This window comes from Pseudomonas lactucae (genome assembly GCF_036688725.1).
Classification (GTDB): domain Bacteria; phylum Pseudomonadota; class Gammaproteobacteria; order Pseudomonadales; family Pseudomonadaceae; genus Aquipseudomonas; species Aquipseudomonas lactucae.
On the sequence record NZ_JAQQPT010000008.1, the window covers coordinates 96,353 to 122,432 of the forward strand.

17 protein-coding genes are annotated in these 26,080 nt (G+C 60.7%); 11 read left to right on the top strand and 6 right to left on the bottom strand.

The features are described 5' to 3' along the window. Positions 1-209: 209 nt before the first annotated feature. Together V6M90_RS11115 and V6M90_RS11120 are read right to left on the bottom strand one after the other, a co-directional pair. The gene (locus V6M90_RS11115) at positions 210-1,034 is read right to left on the bottom strand and encodes a mechanosensitive ion channel family protein (protein WP_003174619.1); all 825 of its coding nucleotides are present in this window, start codon (positions 1,032-1,034) and stop codon (positions 210-212) included. Between the two features lie 88 nt (positions 1,035-1,122). Beyond that, entirely contained in the window at positions 1,123-2,619 is a 1,497-nt protein-coding gene (locus tag V6M90_RS11120) for a catalase (RefSeq protein WP_408637296.1), read from the bottom strand. Positions 2,620-3,044: 425 nt separating this feature from the next. On the opposite strand from V6M90_RS11120, the gene V6M90_RS11125 reads away from it, so the two are divergent. The 9 genes from V6M90_RS11125 (at position 3,045) to V6M90_RS11165 (ending at position 17,890) form a co-directional block, all read left to right on the top strand. Then, positions 3,045-3,716 (top strand): LuxR C-terminal-related transcriptional regulator, encoded by a 672-nt coding sequence (locus V6M90_RS11125; protein WP_003174617.1) that lies wholly within the window; start codon positions 3,045-3,047, stop codon positions 3,714-3,716. A 397-nt stretch (positions 3,717-4,113) separates the two neighbouring features. Then, positions 4,114-7,611 carry an Ig-like domain-containing protein gene (locus tag V6M90_RS11130; protein WP_332846469.1) on the top strand — a complete coding sequence of 1,166 codons (3,498 nt, stop codon included), beginning with the start codon at positions 4,114-4,116 and terminating at the stop codon, positions 7,609-7,611. A 344-nt stretch (positions 7,612-7,955) separates the two neighbouring features. Continuing rightward, positions 7,956-8,423 carry a hypothetical protein gene (locus V6M90_RS11135; protein ID WP_332846470.1) on the top strand — a complete coding sequence of 156 codons (468 nt, stop codon included), beginning with the start codon at positions 7,956-7,958 and terminating at the stop codon, positions 8,421-8,423. A gap of 124 nt (positions 8,424-8,547) precedes the next feature. Further along, positions 8,548-9,474 carry an OmpA family protein gene (locus tag V6M90_RS11140; RefSeq protein WP_332846471.1) on the top strand — a complete coding sequence of 309 codons (927 nt, stop codon included), beginning with the start codon at positions 8,548-8,550 and terminating at the stop codon, positions 9,472-9,474. A gap of 224 nt (positions 9,475-9,698) precedes the next feature. Next, positions 9,699-10,619: an OmpA family protein gene (locus V6M90_RS11145; protein ID WP_003174614.1), complete on the top strand. Its 921-nt coding sequence runs from the start codon at positions 9,699-9,701 to the stop codon at positions 10,617-10,619. Between the two features lie 417 nt (positions 10,620-11,036). Next, positions 11,037-13,367 (top strand): type I secretion system permease/ATPase, encoded by a 2,331-nt coding sequence (locus V6M90_RS11150; protein WP_332846472.1) that lies wholly within the window; start codon positions 11,037-11,039, stop codon positions 13,365-13,367. Then, positions 13,364-14,605, top strand: a complete 1,242-nt coding sequence (locus V6M90_RS11155; protein ID WP_141063336.1) for an HlyD family type I secretion periplasmic adaptor subunit — start codon at positions 13,364-13,366, stop codon at positions 14,603-14,605. The genes V6M90_RS11150 and V6M90_RS11155 overlap by 4 nt, the downstream gene beginning before the upstream one ends. 3 nt (positions 14,606-14,608) lie before the next feature. Next, positions 14,609-16,414, top strand: a complete 1,806-nt coding sequence (locus tag V6M90_RS11160; protein ID WP_332846473.1) for a TolC family protein — start codon at positions 14,609-14,611, stop codon at positions 16,412-16,414. 180 nt (positions 16,415-16,594) lie between these two features. Next, positions 16,595-17,890: a tetratricopeptide repeat protein gene (locus V6M90_RS11165; RefSeq protein WP_219996003.1), complete on the top strand. Its 1,296-nt coding sequence runs from the start codon at positions 16,595-16,597 to the stop codon at positions 17,888-17,890. A 216-nt stretch (positions 17,891-18,106) separates the two neighbouring features. Here V6M90_RS11165 and V6M90_RS11170 read toward each other — a convergent pair whose 3' ends face one another. Beyond that, a complete protein-coding gene (locus V6M90_RS11170) occupies positions 18,107-21,727 on the bottom strand; it encodes a transporter substrate-binding domain-containing protein (protein WP_332846474.1) in 3,621 nt (1,206 codons plus the stop codon). Positions 21,728-22,186: 459 nt separating this feature from the next. On the opposite strand from V6M90_RS11170, the gene V6M90_RS11175 reads away from it, so the two are divergent. Beyond that, positions 22,187-22,888 carry a response regulator gene (locus V6M90_RS11175; protein ID WP_408637297.1) on the top strand — a complete coding sequence of 234 codons (702 nt, stop codon included), beginning with the start codon at positions 22,187-22,189 and terminating at the stop codon, positions 22,886-22,888. A 5-nt stretch (positions 22,889-22,893) separates the two neighbouring features. On the opposite strand, the gene V6M90_RS11180 is transcribed toward V6M90_RS11175, so the two are convergent. Next, complete coding sequence (locus V6M90_RS11180) at positions 22,894-23,292, bottom strand: cell wall hydrolase (RefSeq protein WP_332846476.1); 399 nt, start codon at positions 23,290-23,292, stop codon at positions 22,894-22,896. A 97-nt stretch (positions 23,293-23,389) separates the two neighbouring features. Next, a complete protein-coding gene (locus V6M90_RS11185; RefSeq protein ID WP_332846477.1) occupies positions 23,390-24,016 on the bottom strand; it encodes a response regulator transcription factor in 627 nt (208 codons plus the stop codon). Between the two features lie 357 nt (positions 24,017-24,373). On the opposite strand from V6M90_RS11185, the gene nadA reads away from it, so the two are divergent. Continuing rightward, complete coding sequence (gene nadA / locus V6M90_RS11190; protein WP_003175788.1) at positions 24,374-25,432, top strand: quinolinate synthase NadA; 1,059 nt, start codon at positions 24,374-24,376, stop codon at positions 25,430-25,432. An 89-nt stretch (positions 25,433-25,521) separates the two neighbouring features. Here nadA and V6M90_RS11195 read toward each other — a convergent pair whose 3' ends face one another. Further along, complete coding sequence (locus V6M90_RS11195) at positions 25,522-26,010, bottom strand: RDD family protein (RefSeq protein WP_003175787.1); 489 nt, start codon at positions 26,008-26,010, stop codon at positions 25,522-25,524. Positions 26,011-26,080 lie beyond the last annotated feature (70 nt).

The window sequence follows — 26,080 nt, forward strand, 5'->3', positions numbered from 1 at the left end:
GTGGTGAGCGGGACAAGCCCGCTCACCACATCAGCCCACTCGCCATAGTTTTTTCGCTCACCGAAAGTTGTGTAGATACCGCTATCGAGAGCAAGCCCCCTCCCACATTTGGATCCCGGGGAATCAGGTAGATGTCTGCCAGCTGTCCGGCTGTCACGGGAGCAAGCTCCCTCGCCACAGGCACAGTGTTCGCCCTCAACTGACTCGCCTCAACCCTTGACCAGCGTGACCACCCGTTGCGGAAACGGAATCGAGATACCTTGGCGCGCCAGCGCATCCCGGGCTCTTTCGTTGAACTGGTACATCACGTCCCAATAGTCTTCATTGTTCACCCACACCCGCAGCGATACGGTCACCGCGCTGTCGCCCAATGCCTTGACCACCACCTCCGGTGGCGGATCGCGATGGATCTTCGGGCTATCGCACAGCCCCAGCAGTACCTGCCTGGCGGTGTCCAGGTTGGCGGCATAGTCCACGCCGACGTCGAATACCACCTTGCGCAAGGCTTCGGCCGAATAGTTGACGATCACCCCGTTGGACAAGCTGCCGTTGGGCACGACGATGCGTTTGTTATCGACGCTGCGGATGACCGTGTGGAAGATCAGGATCGCGTCGACTTCGCCGTACACCCCCTGCACCTCGATGCGGTCGCCGACCTTGAAGGGCCGGAACAGCAAAATCAGCACCCCGCCGGCAAAATTCGACAGGCTGCCCTGCAATGCCAGGCCAATCGCCAGCCCGGCCGCGCCCAAGGCGGCGACGAAGCTGGTGGTTTGCACGCCAATCATCGAGGCGACACTGATGATCAGCATGATCTTCAGCGCGACATTGACCAGGCTGCCGACAAACCCCTGCAGGGTCTTGTCGACGCTGCGTCGGCCCAATAGCTCGCCAATGCGTCGGGTCACGGTGCTGATCAGCCACCAACCGACAGCCAGCGTGATGGCGGCCAGGCTAAGGCTGAAAGCGTGTTCGAGGACGACGGGCAGCCAGCTTTCGGTGTGTTGAATCAGTGCGTTTAAATCGAGTTCCATGTGTATATCCGTTGATTAAGTAAGGCCACTGCGCGCGCGTTTGCAACCTAACATCCACGCAGTGGCCGGTTTGTGGGGCGAATCTGATTCAGTCGCGCAACTGCGCCGCCAGCGTTTGCACGCGGCTCAAATTGCCTTTGGCGACGCGGGTGACACCGGCCCCGTACTCCGCGTCGGCCTTGTACAGAAACGACAGGATATGGTGCTTGCTCTCGTCGTCCGCGCCGGCCAGCGAGTGGCCGAAGTTGGCGATCAGGTCCTTGCGCGCCTGGCTGTTGAACGAGCGATACAAGTCGCCGGCTTGCTGGAAGTTCTGTTCGCGCGAAAGGCCCGCCTGTTGGGTGCTGCCCGACAGCGCTGTGGCGCTGTAGCGGGCCTGGGGCGTTTCGTTCAAGGGCAGCAGGCGGCTGGGTTGGTAGTTCACCCCGGAAAGGCTGATGGCCGCATTGAGCGCGCCGTCCTGGTTGACATTCTTGACCGGTTTTCTCGGCGCATTGACCGGCAACTGATGGGCATTGGCGCCCAGGCGATACATCTGCGCGTCGGCGTAGGCGAACAGGCGCCCTTGCAGCAGGCGGTCCTCGGAAGGTTCGATGCCGGGGATCAGGTTGGACGGGGCCATGGCCACCTGTTCGGTTTCCAGAAACACGTTGGACGGGTTGCGGTTGAGCACCATCTGGCCGACCTTGCGCAGCGGCACGTCCGGCCACACCTTGGTCGCATCCAGCGGGTCGAAGGGGTAGTCGGCCAGTGCCTCGGGCTTGAGCAATTGCACGTACAGGTCCCATTTAGGGAAGTTGCCCCGCTCGATCTGGGTGACCAGGTCGTGGGTCATATGGCTGTGGTCGGCGCCCTGCACCCGTGCAACCTCGTCGGGCGTCAGGTTGCGCTTGCCCTGCAGGCTCTTCCAATGAAACTTGACGTAGTGCACCTGCTTGTCGGCATTGACGAACTTGTAGGCGTGCACGCCGTTGCCATCCATTTCCCGGTAGCTGGCGGGCGTGCCGGCGTTGGAATACAGCTCGGTCAGCGTGCGCGTGGCCTCCGGCACGTGGGAAAAGAAATCGAAGCGGCGCGCATCGTCGCTCAGGTTGGTGCGCGGGTCGGGCTTGAAGGCATGCACCATGTCGGCAAACTTGATCGCGTCACGGATGAAAAACGTCGGGAAATTGTTACCCACCAGGTCCCAGTTGCCCTCGGTGGTATAGAACCGGGTGGCGAACCCCCTGGGGTCGCGCAGGGTCTCGGGCGAGTGGTGGCCGTGCACCACCGAGGAAAAACGCACGAATACCGGTGTCACGGTGCCCTGGGTGAACACCCCGGCGGGGGTCAAGGTTTGCAGGTTGTCGCTGGCGACGAACACGCCATAGGCACCGGTCCCGCGGGCATGCACCACGCGTTCGGGAATACGCTCGCGGGCAAACCGCTGCAGCTTTTGAATCAGGTGCACGTCTTGCAGCAACACCGGCCCGTTGGGCCCGGCGGTTTGCGAATGCCGGTTGTCACCGACGGCAGCGCCATTGTCACGGGTGAGTGCGTCACCCTGGGCCGCGAGCGGCAGCAGGCAAAGGGTCAGCAGGGACACTGCCAGTTGTTGCGGGCGGGACAAGAACACGCGAAGGCTGGCCAACGTATAGCACTCCAGAAACGGTTAATAACGACTCACGCATGTTCGGGGTCGTCATCGAAGTTCATCCGGATCTATGCGTGCGCAATCGCTTACTGTCGTCTGTTAGTTAGCTGTGTTGCTTTGAGACTTGTCTCGAAAGTAAAAAAATACCCCGTGCACCGCCTGATTCGGCAATTGAGACAGTTCTTAGAGTGCCTGGTTTTTTTTGCGATTATTGTTGGACGATCGGTCATAAAAAAATAGCCACTTGGCGCTGACTGTTTTATCAACATTCGAGGCCCTTTCTTAATAAGCGAGGGCATTTATTACTGCGTAATTGGGCGGCCTGGGCCGTGCGATAAAGAACACGGCTTAAACAGCCTGGGAAAATGAGGTGCATGATGTCTGGGGTTATTAGAGTGGGGGTGCTGGATGAACATGAGGTAGTCCGTTATGGCTTGCACACGCATTTGGCGGAGCAGTCCGGTATCAGCGTGGCGGGGGTGTACGACCAAGTGGGCGCGGTATGGCGGGCGCTGGAACACAACCTGATCGACCTGCTGGTGATGAGCCACGCGCTGCAAAAAACCGATGCATTGAACCTGGTCAAGGCCATACGCCACGATTGCCCGCAGCTCAAGCAACTGCTGATTGTCGACGAGGCTGACCCCAAGGTCGCCCTGTCGCTGCGTGCCGGCGGTGCCCACGGCGTGGTGTGCAAGCGCGAGCCGCTGGACGTGCTGATCCAGGCCGTGCGGGCCGTTGCGGCTGGCGAACGCTACCTGAGCCCGAGCATTGTCGCGGCGCAGGCGTACAGCCCCATCCCCGCCTGGTGGGATTGCTCCGATGCCGCCGAGGTACTCGCCGCCCACCCTGCGCTGTCGCTGCGCGAGCGTGAGGTGCTGCGTTTGTGCATCAGCGGGCTGACGGTCACGCGCATTGCCGAAATTTCCCACCGCAGCCTGAAAACCGTGAGCACGCAAAAGTTGGCGGCTTATCGCAAGTTGGGCGTCAAGAGCGATATGGACCTGTTTAAACGCTTGTCTCAGCCCGGTGGTTTTGACGGCATTTGAGACAAATCTCAAAGACGCAAAAAATGAAGTCGTTATGATCAAGTGGTTTCAAGGATGAGACCCACCCGTGTGTTAAATGCAGTAAACGGCCAGCGCGTGTAGCGCGTGGGACGGTGTGTAAGTTGTTACCTCTTCGCTCTGACTTTTATACCCGCGCTTGCGCGGGTTTTTTTTTAAAGCGAGGCAGCACCCTGGCACGGGAAATACCGTGCCCGTATTACCCGGTCAACTACCTGGTAGAGGTTCGGGGTTTTGAGACAGTTCTTATATTGCGGATTACGCCATACAAGGACAATTCCTGCATCCCAAGGATTCCTCTTAACGGAGTGGCTTGGTTGATAGGTATACCGGATTTACCGGTATGACGACCATCCTGACTAAACAGTAGGCAGATAACGTGAACAAAGCAGTGAATGTCGCCGTTGTAGACGGCAAAACGATTACCCAAACGGTGGACCTCGGTGCCGCCAAAACCGGTCAACCTGTGCGTATCAAAGCCGTGCAGGGTGGCAAATACATCCTCGGCGAAGGTGAAAAAGGCATCGCCCCGGAAAACATCACCATCAAGCGCGTAGGCAAAAACCTGCACATCGCTCTGGAAGGTTCCGACCCGGACCAGCCCGACCTGATCATCGAAAACTTCGAAGGCACCGGTGGCCAACTGGTCGGTATTGCCGAAGACGGTTCCTACTACCCGTACATCTCCTCCGACGCCGACCAGGACCGCTCCGCCGCGTTCCTGTACGAAGGCATTGAATCGCCACAAGTGCTGGGCGCACAGTCGCTGGCCGGTTTCGGCAATGGCCTGGTGGCCGGCAGCGGTATCGGTTGGTTCTGGCCGGCGCTGCTGGGCCTGGGTGCCCTGGGCCTGCTGGGCGGCATCTATGCGGCCACCCGCGACAGCGACAGCAAAAAAGACGGCGTCGCTGCCGGCAGCAACCCGGACAAAGGCGCCATCGGCGGCGCGAACGACGACGTCGGCGACAAGCGAGGCGATATCCTGCCTGGCGAGTCCACCGACGACCGCACCCCCACCTTCACCGGCATCGGCCGCCCTGGCACCAGCGTCGAAATCGTCGACAACGGCAAAACCATCGGCACCGCCATCGTCGGCGAAGACGGCAAGTGGACGTTCACCCCGGCCGAGCCTGGCCTGAGCGACGGTTCGCACACCATTGTGATCATTCCGGTGGACCAGGACGGCAACAAAGGCGAGCCTTCCCCAGGCCATGAAATCATCGTCGACACCGTGGCGCCTGGGCGTCCGTTGATCGAAGGCGTCTTCGACGACGTCGCGCCGAACGAAGGCCTGATCGCCAGCGGCGGCCACACCAACGACACCACCCCGACCCTCAGCGGTACCGCCGAAGCCGGCTCCATCGTGCGCATCCTCGACAACGGCGTGGAAATCGGCAGCGTCTTGGCCGATGCCGATGGCAAGTGGAGCTTCACCCCGGACCCGGCACTGGCCGAAGGCGCTCACGAGTTCACCCTGATTTCCGAAGACGCCGCCGGCAACGTCAGCGTACCTTCGCTGCCGTTCCCGATCATCGTCGACACCACTGCACCGACCAAACCGGGCGCGGGCACCGGTGCCATCGAGCTTGTACAAGACAACTTCGGGCCGGACCAAGACGACATCAAAAATGGCGACACCACTGACGACAAAACCCCGACCTTCCAAGGCGGCGGCGCCACACCCGGCGACACTGTGGTCATCATCGACAACGGCGTCGAAATCGGCACCGCCATCGTCGGCGAAGACGGCCGCTGGGAATTCACGCCGGAAGAACCTGGCCTGGGCGAAGGTTCCCACGAAATTGTGGTAGTCATCCGTGACCCGGCCGGCAACGACAGCGAGCCGTCCGACCCATGGATCGTGATTGTCGACACCACCGCTCCCGCCGCACCGACCATCGGTAGTGTCGTGGACGACCAGGGCAACGTTATCGGCCCGATTGGCCAGGATGGCACCACCGACGATGCCCAGCCGCACATCTCCGGTACCGCCGAGCCCGGCAGCCTGGTGATCATCTACGACAACGGCATCGCAATCGGTAGCGAGCGCGTCGACGCCGACGGCAACTGGTCGCACCTGCCGGTACCGGCACTGCTCAACGGCAGCCATGTGTTGACCGTTACAGCCACGGACCCGGCCGGCAATGTCAGCCAATCGTCCGGCGAGCATCGCTTCGAACTGATCGCCGGTGGCACGCCAACCGCACCGAGCATCACCGGCGTGGCCGATGATGTGGCCGATGGCATCGGCAATATTTCGCCGGACGGTCACACCAACGACACCCTGCCGGAAGTCTCCGGTACCGCCGAACCGTTTGCGATCATTCAGCTGTTCGTCAACGGCGTTCCGGCGGGCAGCATCGCCGCCGATGCGGTGGGCCGCTGGGCCATCACGCCCAACCCGGCGCTGAGCGAAGGGGCCAATGACCTGACGGTGACCGCCACCAACGCAGCAGGCAACACCAGCGTGCCTTCCGGCCCGTACCCGATCATCGTGGATACTACCGCTCCAGCAACTGCGGATGGCACCCTGACGGATAACGTCGGTACAATCGTTCCGATTGAGGACGGCGACACCACCGATGACAGCACCCCGACGTTCAACGGCACCGCTGAGCCGCATGCCACGGTCATTATTTCCCTGGGTAACGGTGAGTCTTACAGCGTAAAAGTCGACGCGGACGGTAACTGGACATTCACCCCGCCCTCACTGAAGGATGGCAGCTACAGCTTCAGCACGGTCGTAGTGGATGACGCGGGTAACCGCAGTGCGGCCAGCACGCCAATCAACTTCACCATTGACACCCGCGCTGTGGTCATCAGCATTGACGAGGCTGGCGATAATGTCGGCGTCATCCGGAACCCACTGGTTGACGGCGGCGTGACCGATGACACCACGCCGACCCTGAGCGGCCGTGGCACACCCGGTGGCACCGTGACCATTTACGTGGACGGCAAGGCGTTGCCTATGACCGCGAAGGTTGACCCGTTGGGCCGATGGAGCTTTGAAATCAACCCGGCGCTGGCGGAAGGCAATTATGTGTTCACTGCCACCGTGACCACCCCGGCTGGCGGCGAAAGCGCCCCAACGGCACCGTTCCGTCTGGAAATCGACCTGACGCCATCCGCGGCGCCGACCATTGATTCGATCACCGATGACGTGGGTAGCGTTCGCGACCCGCTCGTCGATGGCTCGACCACCGACGACACCACTCCGACCCTGCGGGGTACCGGTGTGGCGGGTGAAACCATCATCATTCGAAACGGTGGTGTGGAATTGCACCGTGTCACTGTCAATCCGGACGGTAGCTGGTCGTTTACGCCTAACCCGCCGTTGAACAACGGCAGCACTAACGTGTTCACTGTTGTGTCTCAGGATGCGGCGGGGAATCAGAGTGTGCCGTCGGCTTCGTGGACCATTATTGTTGATACCTCGGCGCCTGCTGTACCGGTCATCGGCTCTTTGATCGACGACGTTGGTTCCAATACTGATCCTGTGGCCAGTGGTGGTCTTACAGACGATCAATTGCCGGCGCTTTCAGGCACGGCTGAGCCTGGTAGCACTGTTTCTATTTTCTTGGACGGAGAATTTCTTGGCACTGCTGTTGCGGATACAACAACGGGCAAGTGGGATTTTCAGACGGTTGAACCGATAGCGTTAGGGGAGCATGAATTTACTGCAAGTACAGTGGATGCGGTAGGAAATGTTAGTGCTGAAAGTACTCCGTTTGAGTTTTCGGTAGTTGGCTTTTCGGGCACTGCAGATATGGAGGGGCTTACTCATCAAACATTCAATCTCAATACTTCGGTAGCTATAGGTGGGGGGCTGACTTTAAGTATGTTAGCGCTTGGTCTTGTTACTGGCGGGGGGGGGTAAATGGAATTGAAGCAGATTCATTGTCAATTCCTGAGTTTGGCACTACTGTGATGGTGTTATCGGATCGTAGTCGCTCAAGATTTGATATTGATGGGGTTACCGATGCTATACAGTTTTCGGTGGGTGGTGGCAATTATGGCCATACAATTATTGACTTTTACGATGCTGACGGAAATCTTATAGAAAGTGTTAGATTTGATGTCGGTTTTGGATTGAATGAATTTTCATATACTCCTCCGCATGGAGTTGGCGTTTCGTACTTTGAAGTGTCCGTTAGCGATCTTTCTGGAATCGCCATTGATAATTTCAAATTAGGGCAGGATGTAACTCTGCCAGTAAATGAAGTGGCCAATAGCGATAAAATTGATAACGACGTTTTCCTTCTCGACAACATCGAAGAACTCGACGCGGAAGGCGTTTTCATCAAGGGTGGTGACGATATCGACACCGTGAAGCTCACCGGTGCTGATCAAGTTCTGGATCTGTCGGCCCTGGCCAACAAAGTCACCTCAATCGAAATCATCGACCTCACCGGCACCGGCAACAACACCCTGAACCTGTCCCTCGGCGACGTTCTGGCCCAGGGTGACAGCAGCCTGTTCACCGGCGACGACGTGACCCAGATGATGATCAAAGGCAACGCCGGCGACGTCGTCAACCTCGACGACCTGCTGCCGGACGGCACCGATCCGGGTGATTGGGCCACCGTGGGTACCACCACCGTCGCCGGTGTGACGTACAACGTGTACCAACACTCGACCCTCGATGCGCAGTTGCTGGTTCAGGACGGCGTCACCACCAACCTGGTGTAACGACCAACACCCAGCGCAGGTTTTGCCTGCGCCGGGTTTGGGCGGCCAAGCGGTTGGTTCACGCCAGCCTCAACCTATTCAATAGCTGCGAACGCCATGGGGTGTTCGCGGTGGAGTTTTAATCATGTTTGCACGTAACAAGACCTTCAGTGCCGCGGCGTTTGCCGCTGCCCTCTGCGCGATGCCACTGGCTCAGGCAGAGCAACAGTACCGTTCGGGTGGTATCCAGACCTTCGGTACGTCGTACAGCGCCGTGGCGCCGGTGGCCGATGGCCAGGCTCAAGTGGTGTACTACCGCACCGGCGGCATGGGCCAAGCCAAAGGCGCCGCCAACGTTTATGTAGACGGCGAGTACCACACCAGCCTGTTACCGGGCGGTTACAGCACCTTCTGCGTGGTACCGGGCAACCGTACCCTGGGTGCCTACATCGGTGACGCGCCGCGTTACACCGGCAAGAACGTCGACCTGTATTCGGCCAACCTGGAAGGCGGCAAGACCTACTTCCTCAAAGTGCGCGACAACAACAGCGGCGCGCCGCTGGCGGTGACCCGCGCCGAAGCCGAGCGTGACCTGGCCGGCAGCCGTGCCCAGGTGCAGGCGCTGTCGCGTGCCTCCAAGGTGCAGCAGTGCAACAGCCTGGCGATGGCGCCAGAAACCGCGCAGTTCAAGGACTACGCGTTGTCGGGCGATGTGCTGTTCGCGTTTGGCAAGTCGGGTTACCAGGACATCAGCAGCCGTGGCCGCATCGCGATCCTGGAGCTGATCACTCAGCTTAACCGTGAGCACGCCAAGCTCGACCGCGTTGAAGTGGTGGGCCATACCGACCCGATCGGTTCGTATGCCGCCAACCAGGCCCTGGGCCTCAAGCGCGCCCAAACCGTACGCCGCCTGCTGATCGACGGTGGCCTGCCGGCCAACGCCGTGACCGCGCGCAGCGCCGGCAGCAGCGAGCCGGTCGTCGACGAATGCTACGGCGGCAAAGCCGAGCAAGTGGCGTGCAACGCGCCAAACCGTCGGGTGGTGGTGCGTGTGGATGTAAGCCGCCCGTAAGACGGGTTGTCTTCAACGGGAGGGCGCGAGCCCTGTTGAGATCGTTCCCACGCGAAGCCTGGGAACGATCAACAATCGCAGCCTCGCCGAGGCTCGACAGCTTCCCCCTGGATCGTATGTGCCCACCCGGTCACCCTGGCCGCGACTGCCCTGCAGTGGCGGCTTTTTTTTCCGATAAATCATCAGTCATCGCCAAGGCGGTGATCACGGCGGAGTAACGCCCCATGTTTTTGCTTGATAGGAAACAAACCGCCGTGCTGTTAAGCGCGGCCCTGTTCAACTTGCCGGTTTTGGCCACCGTGGTGGTCAAAGACGCCGGCAAAGTATTCGATGCCCCTTACCTGTCGGCGCCCGCTGTTGGCGAAGACCAGGTGCAGGTGGTGTACTACCGCGCCCAAGGCGGGGTGCAGCGCCAAAGCGCGGCCCACGTCTACGTTGACCGCGAATTCCACACTGGCCTGTTGCCGGGCGGCCACACCACGCTGTGCGTGGCGCCGGGCCTGCATACGCTGGGGGCTTACCTGGACGATATGCCGCTGTACAAAGGCAAGCACAGCGACCTGTATCAAGCGTCGCTGCAAGGCGGCAAAACCTATTTTCTGCGAGTGCGCGAAGACGGCAACACCTTCCCGCAACCGGTGAACCGCGCCGAGGCCGAGCGTGAGCTGGCGACGTCGCGCACGCAAGCCCATGCGGTGTCCCGCGCCTCGACCGTGGAAGCGTGCCGGCATTACGACTACCTGGTCGACACCTCGCGCTTCAAGCGCTATGAGCTGTCGGGTGATGTGGTGTTCAACTTCGGCAAATCCGGCCCGCAGGACATCTCCGCCGCCGGGCACAAGGCCCTGGCCCAACTGATCACCGCCTTGCAGCACGACGATGCACAGATCAAACAGATGCAAGTGGTGGGGCACACCGACCCGATCGGCGACGAGGCCGCCAACCAGCAACTGGGCCAGCGCCGCGCCGACACCTTGCGCAGCCTGTTGATCGCCAAGGGCATCCCCGAATCGATCATCAGCGCCTCCAGCGCCGGCAACCGCGAGCCGGTGGTGTACAGCTGCTACGGCAACCGCGAACAACGCATCGCCTGCTACGCGCCGAACCGGCGGGTGGTGGTAACGGTGGAGTTGGGGCAGCGCTGAAAGACGGGATGCAATTGGGCATCCAGGCACTGCTGGAGATCCAAAAAAGTGCTGGAGATCCAAATGTGGGAGGGGGCTTGCCTCCACCTTCGCATGCACCGTTCTGAGATTGAGATCGTTCCGTTCTCTGTGGTGAGCGGGCTTGTCGAATCGTCGCACCGCCCGCTCACCACAACAACCCGATCAAAACTGGGTATCCAGGCACTGCAGAAGATCCAAAAAGTGCAGGAGATTCAAATGTGGCCTGCACATTCATCTCTCATGGCATGCCACTGTTTTGGGACAGGTCTTATTCATCCAAACAGGCCGTCTTGTCAGAATTCTCCTAACGGTTTCCAAGGCTCCACCGCACAGGTGGGTCTGCCTTGAGACATCCATTTTCATGGTGATCGCCACCGGCGATCCAGGACTCTTGTGATGACTACAGACGCGCCTGTTGGCTCAAGCGTGCAAGACAAGGTGTTGCCCGCTTCTCAAACGACTATCCAGGACACCTTGCTCGACAGTGTGTCGTGGATGTGTGATCACTACGGCGTGGGCAAGTCCGCCGAGGCGCTCACTGCCGGCTTGCCCAAGGGCAACCAGCTGGCGCCGTCGCTGGCGCTGGCGGCGTTGTCTGCCGCCGGGCTCACCGCCGGGTTGGTGGAGCGCCGGCCCCAGGCCCTGCCCAAGCAATTGGTGCCGATGGTCCTGCTGCGCAAGGAGCAGGGCGGTTGCATCCTGCTCGGGCGGGTGATCCGTGCCAATGAAGAGGGCAAGAAAGCCCACTACTACCAGGTGATCCTGCCGGAAATCGGCCGCGAGCCGGTTGAGTTGGACCAGGCCGGTATCGATGCGCTGTATGCCGGCCACGCCATTCTGGTCAAGCCCAGGGCCAAGGTCGACCTGCGCGCCGGCGATGAAGTCGCGCGCCCGGCCGGCCACTGGCTGCTCAGTACCCTGTGGCGCTACCGCAGTTACTACCGCAGTGCGGCCATTGGCGCGGTGTTGATCAACGTGCTGGGCCTGGCCACGATTTTCTTCACCATGAACGTGTACGACCGGGTGGTGCCGAACCAGGCGTTTGTGACCCTGTGGTCGTTGGGCATCGGTGTGTCCATCGCGATGATTTTTGAAGCGGTGGCGCGGTATGTGCGTGCGCACTTGCTTGATGTGGCCGGCAAGAAAGCCGACCTAGTGCTGGGCACGATGCTGTTTCGCCAGGCGCTGTCGATTCGCATGGAAAACAAACCGGCGTCGTCCGGCTCGTTCGCCAACCAGTTGCGCGAATTCGAATCGGTGCGCGACTTCGCCACCTCGGCCACCCTGGCGGCGATTTCCGACTTGCCGTTCGTGCTGATGTTCGTTGGCGTGATCTTTGTGGTGGGCGGCCCGCTGGGCTGGGTGCCGTTGCTGCTGATCCCGCTGATTCTGATCATCAGCGTGATCATCCAGTGGCCGCTGGCGCGCACCATGAAAGAGAACATGCGTGAAGGCGCCCTCAAGCAAGGCGTGCTGGTGGAATCGGTCGAAGGCCTGGAAACCCTCAAGGCCGTGGGCGGCGAAGCCTACATGCAGCGCCGTTGGGAAAACTTCAGCGCGCTGTCGGCGGCGACCTCGATGAAGTCGCGTTCGTTGTCCAGCCTGGCGACGGGCGTGGTGACCTTTTTGCAACAGATCCAGACCGTGGTGTTGATCATCATCGGTGTGTACCTGATTGACGCCGGCGACCTGACCATGGGCGGCCTGATCGCCACCGTGATGCTCGCCGGGCGTGCCACCGGGCCGCTGGGGCAAGTGATCGGCCTGGCCGTGCGCTTCCAGCAAGCCAAGGCGGCGCTGGGTTCGCTCAATGGTTTGATGGCCATGCCGGTGGATCGCGACTCGACCTGCCAGTACCTGTCCAAGCCGCCGCTGACCGGCCAGTTGACGGTCAAGAACGTAGGCTTTTCGTACCCCGCGCCGCCGATGCAACCCAACCCCGCGGTGCTGCAGGCCGTCAACCTGACGGTGGCCGCCGGTGAGCGCGTGGCGATCCTGGGGCGTATCGGCAGCGGTAAATCCACCTTGTTGCGGGTGATGGCGCGCCTGTATGCCCCGGTCGAAGGGCAGATGTTCTCCGACGGCCTGGACGTCAACCAGATCGACCCGGCCGACTGGCGTAAAGCGGTCGGTTATGTCGGCCAGGATGCGCGGCTGTTCTACGGCTCGCTGCGCGAGAACGTGATGATCGGCCGTCCGGATGCCACCGCCGAAGAGTTTTTGCGGGTATTGCGCCTGACCGGTCTCGACCACGTGGCGGCCAAGCATCCCAAGGGCATCAACCTGCCGATCGGCGAGATGGGCGAAGGCCTGTCGGGCGGCCAGCGGCAGTTGGTGTCCCTGGCCCGCAGCCTGCTGGCGCGGCCGAAAATGCTGTTGCTCGATGAGCCCACCAGCGCCATGGATTCGCAGACCGAAGTGCTGTTTCTGGAGCACCTCAAACGCGCCACCGAAGGCCAGGCCATGGTGGTGGTGACCCATCGTCCGTCGTTGCTGGCGCTGGTGGACCGCATCGTGGTGGTGGACGACGGCAAGGTCGTGGCCGATGGCCCGAAGGCGCAGATCCTCGCGGCGCTGTCGAGCAACACCCCACCCGAAGCCGTGCAAACGGCCCAGGCCGCGGCCCGCCCAGGCGCCCCCGCCGCGCCAAAACCGACCCCCAGCGTTGCGGCGGCAGTGCCTGCACGCCCAGCGAGCGCGACTGTAAAAGCAGAGGTAAGACCGTGATCCGCACCTTTTTGCGCCGTGACAAACCGGCCAACCTTGAGCCCGGCGATGCCGCGTTCATGAACGACGTTCAAGAGTCGTTGCTGTCCCAGACCACCCCCGGCTCCAAGCTGGTGCTGTACCTCATCGCCGCCGTGCTGGTGATCGGCGTGGTGTGGGCGTATTTCGCCCGGGTGGAGGAAATCACCCTGGGCGAGGCGAAGATCATTTCGCTGAGCCGTGAACAAGTGATTCAGAGCCTTGAGGGCGGGATCCTGCTGGAGATGAACGTGCGCGAAGGCGCCGTGGTGGAGAAGGGCCAGGTGCTGCTCAAGATCGACCCGACCCGCGCCGAGTCGAGCTACCGCGAAGTGCTGTCCAAGGTCATCGGCCTCAAAGCGTCGATCGCTCGTCTGCGTTCCGAGGCGTATCAACAGCCGCTGGAGTTCGACGACATGGTCAAGCAGGACCCGGACGTGGTGGCTCAGGAAACCCGTGCCTATGAGTCGCGTAAACGCGCGCTCAACGACAGCATCAGCGCACTGGAGCGCAGCTTTACGCTGTCTTCGCGTGAAGTGCGCCTGGCCGAGCCGCTGGCGGCCAAAGGGCTGATGTCGGAAGTTGAGTTGCTGCGTATCCGCCGTTCGGCCAACGACATCAAGTCGCAGATCGTCGAGCGCATCAACAAGTTCCAGGCCGACGCCAACTCCGAGCTGTCACGGCTGGAACTGGAGCTGTCGCAGATCAGCGAGAACCTGATCGGCCGCGCCGACATCCGCGACCGCACGGTGATCACCGCACCGGTACGCGGCACCGTGAAAAACGTGCGGGTCAGCACCATTGGCGGGGTGATCCAGCCCGGCGAGCACATCCTTGAGATCGTGCCCCTGGAGGAGCAACTGCTGGTGGAAGGCAAGATCCGCCCTTCGGACGTGGCCTTTCTGCGCCCTGGCCTGGCGGCCACGGTGAAGATCACCGCCTATGACTACGCGATTTATGGCGGCCTGAAAGGGCGGGTGGAACACATCAGCCCGGACACCCTCAAGGACGACCAGAAAGCCGCATCGGGTCGCCCCGACGACACCTATTACCGGGTCTTGGTGCTGACCGACAGCAGTGAGCTGACGGCGGGCGGCAAGTCGCTGCCGATCATTCCGGGCATGGTTGCCTCGGTGGAGATCCGCACCGGTGAAAAGACCATCCTCAATTACTTGCTCAAGCCCGTGCTCAAGGCGCGTGAAGCCTTCCGGGAGAGATGAATCATGGTTTCCATTCATAACCAGACAGCGGCGCATACCGCCGCTGAACCGCCGTATCGCTTGAACGTATTCGCTTCGCTGCTGTGGTGCTTGTCGGCCGGCCTGTATGGGGCTTCGGTGCAGGCCAACGAGTTGCCGACGTTTGAAGCGGCCACCCCGGCCGCGCGTACGCCGGTGACCCCCGTTGCGCCGGCACCGCGCGCCAAGGTCCAGACCGTATCGCTGGAACCCGCCGCGCCTGCCAGGGTAAGAACGGTGTCGCTGGAACCCGAGCTGCAAGTGCGCCCGCCGGCGGCGCGGGTCACGCAAGCACCGGTGGTGTTCGAGCGCGCGGCGCCGGTGACGGCGTATACCCCGGCGGCCCGTCCGTTGCGTTCGGGCGATGAGACACTGGCGTTTTCCAAGGTGAACGCCGACACCGCGTCAAAGCCGCTCACGTTCACCGCGACGTCCGGCGCTCAAACGCGGCCTGTCGGTGCATCCGGTGCCGCGTCGGGTAACGTGCGCCAGACGGTGCCGGGCGTATCGGCCTTGGCCACGCTGGGCGTGTCGAGCGCCGTGGCGGCCAGTCAAGTCACGGCGGTCGGGCCGTCCGAGCGCGAACTGCGCGAACTGTTCCATCGCGCCGTGCGGGCCGCCGCCGAACGCAGCCCGCGGGTGCAGGCGGCGCTGGCGGAACACTCGGCCAGTGAGGCCGATATCGATGAAGCCAAGGGGCAGCGTTGGCCCCAGGTGGACATTGGTACCACCGCCGGTTCGAAGAAGTTCGGCTCGGGCTCGGAACACAGCGAAGGTAACAGTGCGGGGATCAACCTGAACGTGGTCACCCCGGTGTACGACTGGGGGCGCATTCGCCACACCATCGAGAGCCGTCGGCACCTGTCGGCGGCGGCGGCCTCTGCGATTGAAGCCGAGCTTGAAAACTCCGCGTTCGATGTCACCACCAAGATTGTCGAGCTGGGCAAGCAGCGCATCATCGTCGACCTCAGCCAGCAGTACATGGACCGCATGAACGAACTGGTCAAGATGCTGGCCGGTATCGTCGCCGTGGACAAAGGCCGCGCCAGCGAACTGACCCAGGCCAAGTCGCGGATGCTGCAAGCGCAAGCCGCCCGCGATTCGGCCGAAACCCGTGCCCGGGATGCCGAGATCAACCTGCGCAAACTGGTGGGCGAGCGTCCGCTGTTGATTCCGCGCACGCCGCAATGGAACATTCGTCTGGCCAACCTCGAGAGCTTGTTGAGCAAGGTCGATGACCACCCGACGCTGCACCAGGCCAAGGCGCAGACCGAATCGGCCGAGTTGCAGGCCAAAGTGGTACGGGCCTCTTCATTGCCGCAATTGAACTGGGTGGTCAGCAAGTCCACCGCCGAAGATTCGCTGGGCCGTGAACAACCGTGGGAAACCCACTTGGCCGTCTCGTGGGGCGCCTTCCGTGGCGGCTCCACCCGCGCTTCGGAGCGCGCGGCCTTGCAACGCGCCGAAGCCGGTCGGCAGCAGGGCGAGCAGCAGCGCCTGGACCTGGAGTACGGCATTCGCACCGCCAACCATGAAGCGCGCACGTTTATGGAACGCGCCGAGTTGTACCGCAGCCTCACCACCGAGTCCGAGGGCATTCGCGTGGCGTTTTACGAGCAGTGGTATCACCTGGGCAAGCGCACGCTGCTGGATGTGCTGTCCGCCGAGAGCGACCACTACGGCAACAAAGTCAGCGAGATCACTAACCGTTTCGACGGCTACCAGGCGATCTTGCGCCAGTATGCCGGCGCCGGCGCGTTGGGCAATTGGCTGCAGGGTGACGGGCGATGAGCGTTTTGTCCGTCGCTGTGGTGAGCGGGCGGTGCGACGATTCGACAAGCCCGCTCACCACAACAGCCATTGGCTCTAGATTTTTCGTTCAGCGCAAGTTGCGTAGATACCTATGCCCTTGCGTGTAGCATCATCATATTGACGGCGTGTAGGTACCTACGCCCCGCTGGAGATAACGGCATGAGCCATCGAAAAAAATCCGCCGCGCGCGTGCGCCCGGCCCAGGGTCAGGCGGCGCTGGCTCGTCAGTTCCAACAACTGGCCCAGGCGTTCAGCGTGGCCATGGCGAGCCAGGACTACGCGGGCGCCTGCACCGCCGCGCAGCAGGCGTTGAAGATCGTGCCGCAGCACATGGGCGTGCTCTCGGACTACGCCTTGTGCCTGATGCGGCTGCGTCGCTTCGCCGAGGCGCATGCGATTTACCTGCGCATCTTCAACGCGCCCGAAGGCCAGCAGGCACAGGCCGGGGCCACCTGGCTCGATGGCCTGGCGGAAGTATGCGGCCATCTTGGCTTGCGTGACGACACACGACGCTACGGCAAACTGTCCTTGGAACGCGCCGATGCCCGCCATGCCCAGGGCGTCGTATACCGACCGGCGAGCGAGCATCCGCCGGCGTTTCGCACCGACCAGCCGCAGCGCAACATCATTGCCTACAGCTTGTTCGGCGAGAGCCCGCGCTATTGCGAACCGGCGATCGCCAACGTCCAGGTGGCCGCCGAATTGTTCCCCCATTGGCGCTGCCGTGTTTACCTGGATGAAAGTGTGCCGCCGTCGATCCAGCAACGGTTGGTCGAGGCCGGTGCGCAAGTGGTCGACATGAGCGGTTCGGCCCAGGATGGCGTGCATCCGTTGATGTGGCGTTTTCTGGTAGCCGACGACCCGCAGGTGGACCGCTACCTGATCCGCGATGCCGATTCGCTGCTCTGCGAACGCGAGCAAGCGGCGGTTGCGCAATGGCTGGCCGGCTCATGCTGGTTTCACCACATGCGTGACTACTTTACCCATACCGAGTTGATTCTGGCGGGGTTGTGGGGCGGCGCACGGGGTGCTCTGCCGCCACTCAAACCGCTGATGCAAGCCTGGCTTGGCCGTCAATCGGACGTGACGCGCTTCGCCGACCAGATATTTTTGCGCGAACAGGTGTGGCCGACCTTGCGCACGAGTGTCCTGAGCCACGATGCGTGGTTCGACTTCCACGACGCCCAGCCGTTTGCGCCGCATGCGCCGATCCGTTGGCAAACCGATCAGTTTCATGTCGGCAGCAATGCCAGCTTTCAAGGCATTCGCGGTACCAGCGACCAGGCCGACGGAGCCTTTCAGGGGTGGCGTGTACTGAACCAGGACGGCGTTGAAGTGTGCCGCTACCGCTCGGTGGTGAGCCACGCACAATGGCGCGCGGACCTGCCGTTTTTTATCGCCGACCCCATCGCCAAGGGCCAGTGGCGGGTTGAACTGACGTCCTCTCTGGGGTGAGCGGGCTTAAGGGACAACACTGTATCTGTGGCGAGGGAGCAAGCTGCCTCGCCACAGGTCACTTTTTACCCCTTCAAAGCCTTGACTGACTGGCATTAAGCAGCCCCGATAAGGTCGCCGCCGTGTACCGGGATTAACCGAGATGCAGGTTTTAGGCCCGCTTCGCAGCCCGGCGCGGGGCAAGCCCGCTCACCACGACAGCTCATTTGCAGCGCGTCAAAGGTCTGCCAGCAGGTGTTGTTCCAGGGCTTGCATGACGTTCAGTACGATGCCGACCTGGGTCTTGCCGGCGGTCAGGTCATCTTGTTCGATTAACGCTTCGAGGCGGTTGCACGCCTCGATGAGCGGTTGCGCGCCGGCCATGAAGGCGCCGCCCTTGACCTTGTGCGTCAGGGTGTTGATTTTTTTCCAATCGTTGTCGCTCAGCAGGGCCTCGAACCTGGCTCGATCCTCTTGGCTGGAGCGGATAAATTGCTCAACCAACGGCTTATACGCTTCTGGCGCCAGGGCCCTGAGTTTTTGCAGTTCACCGCCTTCGGCCTGGGCCGCGCCGGCCCTGCGTTCAGCCTGAGCCGACACGGCGCCGATATGCTGGGTAAGCGTCTCGATGCCAAGCGGTTTGAACAGGCACTGAGTCATACCGGCCGCGAGGCAATCGTCCACCACTTGGGATTGCGCATGGGCCGTGAGGCCGAATATCGGATGGGGTCGCACGGCGCGCGACTGCTCGATCCGGCGCATTTGCCGAGCCAGTTCGTAGCCGTCCATCAGCGGCATATTGCAGTCCGTGATGGTGAGGTCGAACGGCGGGTCGGCCTGCTTCCATTTGGCCAGGGCGGTTTCACCGTCATCGCAGGGCACGGCGGTGTGGCCCAGGTATTCGATCTGCTGGCACAGGAGCAGGCGGTTGGGGGCGTGGTCTTCGACGACCAGAATGTTGAGGTGATAACGGGATTGGGGCAGTGCCGCGGCCACGGTCGTGGTGGGGGCTTGGCGGGTCTGTTCGGCTTTGAACTCCAATTGGAAGCATGAACCCTGGCCGGGTGTGCTGTTGATGCTCAACCGTGCGCCGAGCAGCGTCGCCAGGCGCGTGCAGATGCTCAAGCCCAAGCCCGTGCTGCGTTCGCCGGTGGTGTTGGGCGATACCTGGACGAAGGGTTCGAAAATGGCCTTCTTCTGCTGCTCATTCAAGCCCAGGCCCGAGTCCTGGACCTCGATCAAATAGCGCCCGAACCCTGATTCGTGATCATCCGGCAGTTGTTTCAGGGACAGCTTGACGAACCCTTGCTGGGTAAACTTGATCGCATTGCTGATCAGGTTGGCGATGATCTGGTTGAGCATCAGCGAGTCAATGAGCACCAGGGACGCCATGGCGTCGATTTGCAGGTCGAATGTGAGCCCTTTGTTCTGTGCGTTCACCTCAAACAGCTTGTGGACCGACTCCAGCAACTGCGCGAGGTCGGTCGGCCGGGGTGACGGCACCATGGCGCCGGCCTCGATTTTCGACAGGTCCAGAATGTCGCCGATCAACGACAGCAATGACTGGGCGGACAGGTGCGCAACCCTCAGGTTTTCATCGATCTGTTCCGGGCTGCCGCCGCGCACGCGGAGCATTTCGATCAGCCCGATCAGGGCACTGATGGGCGTGCGGATTTCGTGGCTCATGCTGGCCAGGAAAATCGACTTTGATTCGTTGGCGTCGTCGGCGGCTTCCTTGGCCTGGAGCAGCTGTTCGATCAGTTGCCCGCGTTCGCTGATGTCGAGCCAGCCGCCAATGATCCCGGCGAACTCCCCGGCGCTGTTCTGGAAGGGCAGGGTCCAGTGGTAAATCTGGTGCAGTTGGCCGTTGACCTCGATGTCCAGGTCGGCGAAGGTCGGCTCTACGTTGGGATCGTTGTCCTTGTAGACCTGCTGGTATTGCAGGCTCAGCGTGGGCGAAATGATCTCGGTATCGGAAAACGGCGTCCCCATCACGTCTTCCTGACGGGTGTGTAGAAACTCCAGGTACGCCCGGTTGCAATGCGCCAGGCGGCCGGACTTGTCGCGGACATACAACGCAATGGGCGAGCCATCTATGAGGGTCTTGCTGAACGCCAACTGGTCGCTCAGGGCCAGCTCGGCGCTGCGACGCTTCTTGATCTGGATACGCAGGTAGTGGTTCCAGATCAGAAACGCCAGGATAAACGCCACAGCGGCAGCGATGATGGGGTACAGATCGTCCTTATAGGTGTTCCAGGAGCTGGAGACCGCCGGGGCGGCATGGTTGCGCCAGCGGTCGCTGAGGGTCTTGAGTTCCTCGGGGGGGATGGCCAGCAGCACCTTGTTGACAATGCTTTTAAGCGGTAAATCGTCGGTGCTCACGGCCATGGCGATACGGGCGGGGTACTCGCCGACCACGGCGGCAACCTGCAGATCCCGTTGGAAGTGATGCTTGATGAAATAGTCGGCCCCGAACTGGGTGTGGATCGAGCCTTCCAGTTCACCTTTGGCAACCCGTTCGACACCACGCACCGAGGTGCTGACCGGCTCTTGGATGATCTGCGGATACTGCTGCGCGAGCCACGGCGACAGCGGGCTGCCGGAGGGAATACCGAGGTGTTTGCCGTTGAATGCCTGCAGCGTGCGAGGGGCGGTGGCGGAGCGCTGGGTCACCAGTACAAACGGGCTGATGGCGTAGGGGCGCGTGTACTGGTCGGGGCTCAGGCGTTCGTCACCCACGTTCGAGGCGGCGATCAGGTCGGCCTGTTTATCGTGCAGGTGCTTGAGCATGCTCGCCAGGTTGCTGCTGCGAACGATCTCCGTCTCAAGGCCCGTGCGTTGCCGGACGATTTTCAGCAGGTCGGCGCTCAGCCCCTGGAATTGGTCATGCTCATCGAAAAACGTCAGCGGGGCGTAGGAACCGTCTACCAGCACCCTGATCTTTTTATGCGCCGCCAGCCAGGCCGTCTCGGTCTCATCCAGATTCAGGGGCGGTTGGTCCACGATAAAGGTGTTGCTCAAGCCCCAGCGTGTGGTGATACGCATCATGTCCACGGGCGGAATGGCGTCCAGGGTGGCGTTTATGGCGGCGAGCAATTCGGGCTTGCGGTCACTGACCGTGAAGTTGATATCGGCCGAGCCCCCCGGACGGGCGTCGCCCCAGATATACACGTCGTTGCTGTACAACAAGCGGATCAGGAACTCGGCGGTGATGGAGTCCGTCCAGAACGCATCGACCTGGTCATAGACCAGGGAGGTCAAGCTGACCAGGTGATTGGAAAACTGGACCAGTTGAGCGTCCGGGTATTGCTTGCGTAGCGTGGCGCCAACGGCGTCGTCACCCACATACGCCAGGCGCTGGCCGTACAGCGTCGGCGAAGGCTGCACGGTTTCACCGATACGCCGGACAATCACCTTGCGATTGAGCACGTAGGGCCTGGATTGGGTGATAGGGCCGTCCTGGCCTTCGCTCACATCGTGTAGGGCCAGCATGTCGACCTTGCCCTGGCGCAGGGCCTCCGTCGCTTTGGCGCGTGAAGGGAACAGCTGAATGTCCATGTGCACGCCGGTGGTGGCGCCGATCACGCCCAGGTAATCGGCGGCGACCCCTTCGAACTGGTCCTGCTGAAAACCCATGTGTAATGGCGGTAGGGCGCCGGCCCAGATGGCCACGCTGACCTGTGGGCGGGTGGCCAGCCAGGCGCGGGTTTGTGCGTTGAACGCTACGGAGGGGGCGGTGATCGGCGCGTTCACCAGCAAGTTGACGGCCTGTGAGGCTTGTGCGTGCGTGAGCACGGTGCTCAGCGCGATCAATAACCCAAAAGCCCAAGCGATTGAAAAAACACGCGTTTTCAACATGTTTGGTTCCATTGGGCGGCATTGATCAGCCCGTATAAAAATGATGAGCCCCGCACCATGCAGCCGCTTTCGCGCCTGTCTGGAAGGATATTGTACGATTTCGTTACAAATGGAAATAGCGCGCGGCGTAAGTGATCGGAGCACGGTGGGCAGTTGTCCAAAATGAAGGACGGGCCAGCCGAGTCGGTATTTTTTGGTGAAGGCCTTCGTCGCGGATAAAGGTGCGCTGACAGGGGTCAGGAAACAGCGGATGAACCGTGCATGCGGGTTTTCCATTCGGCGTATAAAAATAATAATAAACAACGGCTTAAGATGTTTATTGATGTTTTGGAACGGCCTGGGAAGAAAGCACGAGGGGGGATTTTTTTTATCCTGTACTTAGGATACTGTAATAATTACTCTCAGAATCGCCTGTAAGGCTTTTCCCTTGCCATGATGTCATTTTGTGGAGTTTTGATGATGAGGTGGTCGGTCGTTTCTCCCCTTAAAATTGCTCTACTGGATGACCATGCGTTGATCCGTGAGGCACTGGGCGTAAGACTCAATGCCGAGTCGGATTTCAACGTGGTGGGTATTTATTCCCAGGGCAGTCAACTGCTGCAGGCCTTGCGTGAACAGCCGATTGATCTGCTGATGCTCGACTATCAATTGGGCGATGAAGAACTGGATGGTTTGCGCCTTATTCAAATGTTGCGCAGCCTTTATTCGTCGCTGCGCATTCTGATTGTCTCGTCGATAGAGCGTCCCGCCACCGTCAATATGGCCATTCGCGCCGGCGCCAATGGTTTTTTCGGCAAATCCCAGGACACCGAACAACTGGTCCGTGCCATTCGTGCCGTGGCCATGGACCGCCTTTACCTTTCGCCCGCCATGGCCGCTGCGCTGGACTCGACACCTAAAGCCCCTTCACCCTCGACCGCACCGGCCGAAGGCGAGGCGCCGCCGGCAATAGACCCGCTGATCGATTATCCGGCGCTGTCGCCTAAAGAGCGCGAGGTGTTGCGCTGCTGTCTGGAAGGTATGTCGGTTTCTCAGATCGCCATCAAGTTCCTGCGCAGCCGCAAGACCATCAGTGGTCAGAAGCAGGCAGCGATGCGTAAGTTGAACGTCACGAGCGACGCTGAGTTGTTCAAGCTGCATCGGCACATCCAGGACAGTTGAGCCGATTACTTGGGCGCAACCCGTGTGTTTGCGCTCTGCGTATAAAAAATGTGGTTACCGATGTGCACCGTTTTTACAAAAGAGCGATGCCACGCCGGGCGGATATGCTGAGCGTGAAAATGAGTGGATCCCTGGGTAATGTCCGGGTGGTAACCCTCGATTATCTCTTGCGCCATGGTTTTGGCTTTGATCCAGGCGTGTTTTTCATGCCTGGGCAAGGTGGAGGCTGAGCGTGTCCAGGAAAATTGCCAGGGCTTGTACACTGTCTGGCATACGTTTTCCACGCGCCACTCGGCACGATTCATGGTCACCAGGGCAACCGCTATCTGGCCTTCTTCGGGTTCGCCCCGGGCTTCATGATAGATATTCAATGCCAAGCATAAGAGGGCGTTTTGCATTGCCATGGGTATTGACCTTTACAGTATTTGAAATAACAGTGCGCGAGGCACTTGTTAGCGCGACAGGTTCCTTGTGCAGAAGTGTCAGGGTGATAAAAATGGCTCAGGCTTCAACTAACCCGTTACGGGTTGCCAGCCGATAAAGGTCGACCAGTGTGTTGATGTTGAGCTTTTCGAAAATCCGGGTTTTATACGTATTTATGGTTTTCTGACTCAAAGCCATAAGTTCTGAAATGGCTTTGTTGTTCAGCCCTTGAACCAGTTTCTGACACACGATCAGTTCACGTTGAGACAAGCTGCGTAGCAGCTGTTCGTCTTGATCGTCATCAGTGCCGGTGAGCATCTTTTGCCCCGGGAAGTAAACGTAACCGCTCTTGATCGTGCGCAAGGCATTCACCAACATGCACGGGTTGTCATGCTTGTACACAAGGCCGTCAGCCCCTGTGCTCATGTAACGCAGGGCCAGGTGGTTCGACACTTGAGCGGTAAATACAATAACTTTCAGTGTCGGTGATTTTTTCCTCAGTTGGCCGATCAACAGCAAACCATTCATGCCGGTTTGTCCGGCATCGAGCACAACCGTGCCGGGGCGAAGTTCCTCGTAGAGTTTCAACGCGTCCAGGTAATTATCGGCTTCACCTACAACGTTAGAGTTCTCGCCGCTGAGCAGAGCATTTAGGCCCAGCCGTATGGCTGGGTGTCTGTCAATGATAATAACTTTGTTGTTCATGATGTCGTCGTTAAGGTGTGATAGCGGTAATTCTTAATCACTGGCTAGGGGTTGGCAATACGCGAAGTTGTTTTTGAGACAATTCTTGAATGTTGGATAGTTGTAAGTTTTATAAGGCACGCATCGGTCAATACGATCGATTGCCGGCGGTGAATACAGCGCGGTCAAAGTGCCGGGCCAGCGTGTCGAAGCTGGCGACCTTAGATTAGGCTTTTGAAACCATTGGATATTCTGTAGCCTTGCGCAGCTTCAACCGTGCTTGATGAACACACTCACTTCGTCCGGCGGCGCCCGTAGGGCTCCTGAGCCGGTGGTACACTCGACTTTCGCGCAACTGCGCCTGCAGGTCTTGCGAACATGACGCATATTTCCGAACGCCTACTGGTTCAAGCCCACCTCGACGCCAAGCAGCCCAAGGCCCTCAGCGCCGACGAAGAGGCAAGCCTGCGCGCCGCCATCGCCGCCGAGCTCAAGGCTCAGGACGCGGTGCTGGTGGCGCACTTCTACTGTGACCCGGTGATCCAGGCCCTCGCCGAAGAAACCGGCGGCTGTGTCTCCGACTCCCTGGAAATGGCGCGCTTCGGCGCCGCCCACCCGGCCAAGACCGTACTGGTCGCCGGCGTGCGTTTCATGGGCGAGACCGCCAAGATCCTCACCCCTGAAAAACGCATCCTCATGCCGACCCTGGAAGCCACATGCTCCCTGGATCTTGGCTGTCCGGTGGATGAGTTTTCGGCGTTCTGCGACCAGCACCCGGAGCGTACCGTGGTGGTGTATGCCAACACCTCGGCGGCGGTCAAGGCGCGGGCCGATTGGGTGGTGACGTCCAGCTGCGCGCTGGAAATCGTCGAAAGCCTGATGGATAACGGCGAGACCATTATCTGGGGCCCGGACAAGCACCTGGGCACTTACATCCAGCGCCAGACCGGTGCCGACATGCTGCTGTGGGACGGTGCGTGCATCGTCCACGAAGAGTTCAAGTCCAAGCAGTTGGAAGACATGAAGGCGTTGTACCCGGACGCGGCGATCCTGGTGCACCCCGAATCCCCGACATCGGTGATCGAACTGGCGGACGCGGTAGGCTCAACCAGCCAGTTGATCGCGGCGGCGCAGCGTTTGCCGAACACGACCTTTATCGTGGCGACCGATCGCGGCATCTTCTACAAGATGCAGCAGCTGTGCCCGGACAAGGTGTTTATCGAAGCGCCGACGGCCGGCAACGGCGCCGCGTGCCGCAGCTGCGCACATTGCCCGTGGATGGCGATGAACACGCTGGAGCGCACGCTGCAGTGCCTGCGCGAGGGCAGCAACGAGATCTTCGTCGAGCCGTCGGTGATTCCGCAGGCGGTGCGCCCGCTCAAGCGCATGTTGGATTTCACCCACGCGGCACGCCTGAAACTGGCCGGCAACGCGTGACCTGAGACTGGCTCGGTCAACAATGTGGGAGGGGCGGTGCGACGATTCGACTTGCCCCCTCCCACATTTAGATCGTCACTTGGCTGGGGTTACTTCTTTTGCTTCGGGATCCGCACCAGTTGCGTGTCCGAATAGATGTCATGCCAGCTGCGTTTGTTCTTATCGAACAACGACCAGATAAACCCCAGCCCCACGCACAACCACGACGCAATCGACACCACAAAGCGCAACAACGCCTGCCACAGGCTGATGCGTGAGCCGTCGGCGTTCTGCACGCGCACGCCCCACACCTGCATGCCCAGGGTCTGCCCCGAATGGGTCCAGAACTTGGCAAAGAAGCCAAACAGCACAAACAACAGGATTGTCGACAGCAACGGGTCACCGTCCAGTGCGCCGGATTCGGTGAGGGTGCGCATTTTGGCTTCGCCGACGAAGGCGATCCACACCAGCTTGTAGATAAACGCGGTGACGATCAGCAGGGCGGTGCACAGCAAAAAGTCATAGAACATCGCTGCCAGACGACGGCCCAGGCCAACAGCGGGAAATTCGCCCTGGGGGCTTAGCAGGGGGTTGGGCATGGCAGGGCTCTCGGAAGAAAAAACGCAGTTTACGGAATCGCGCCCATAAAAAAGCCCCTGATGTCATATC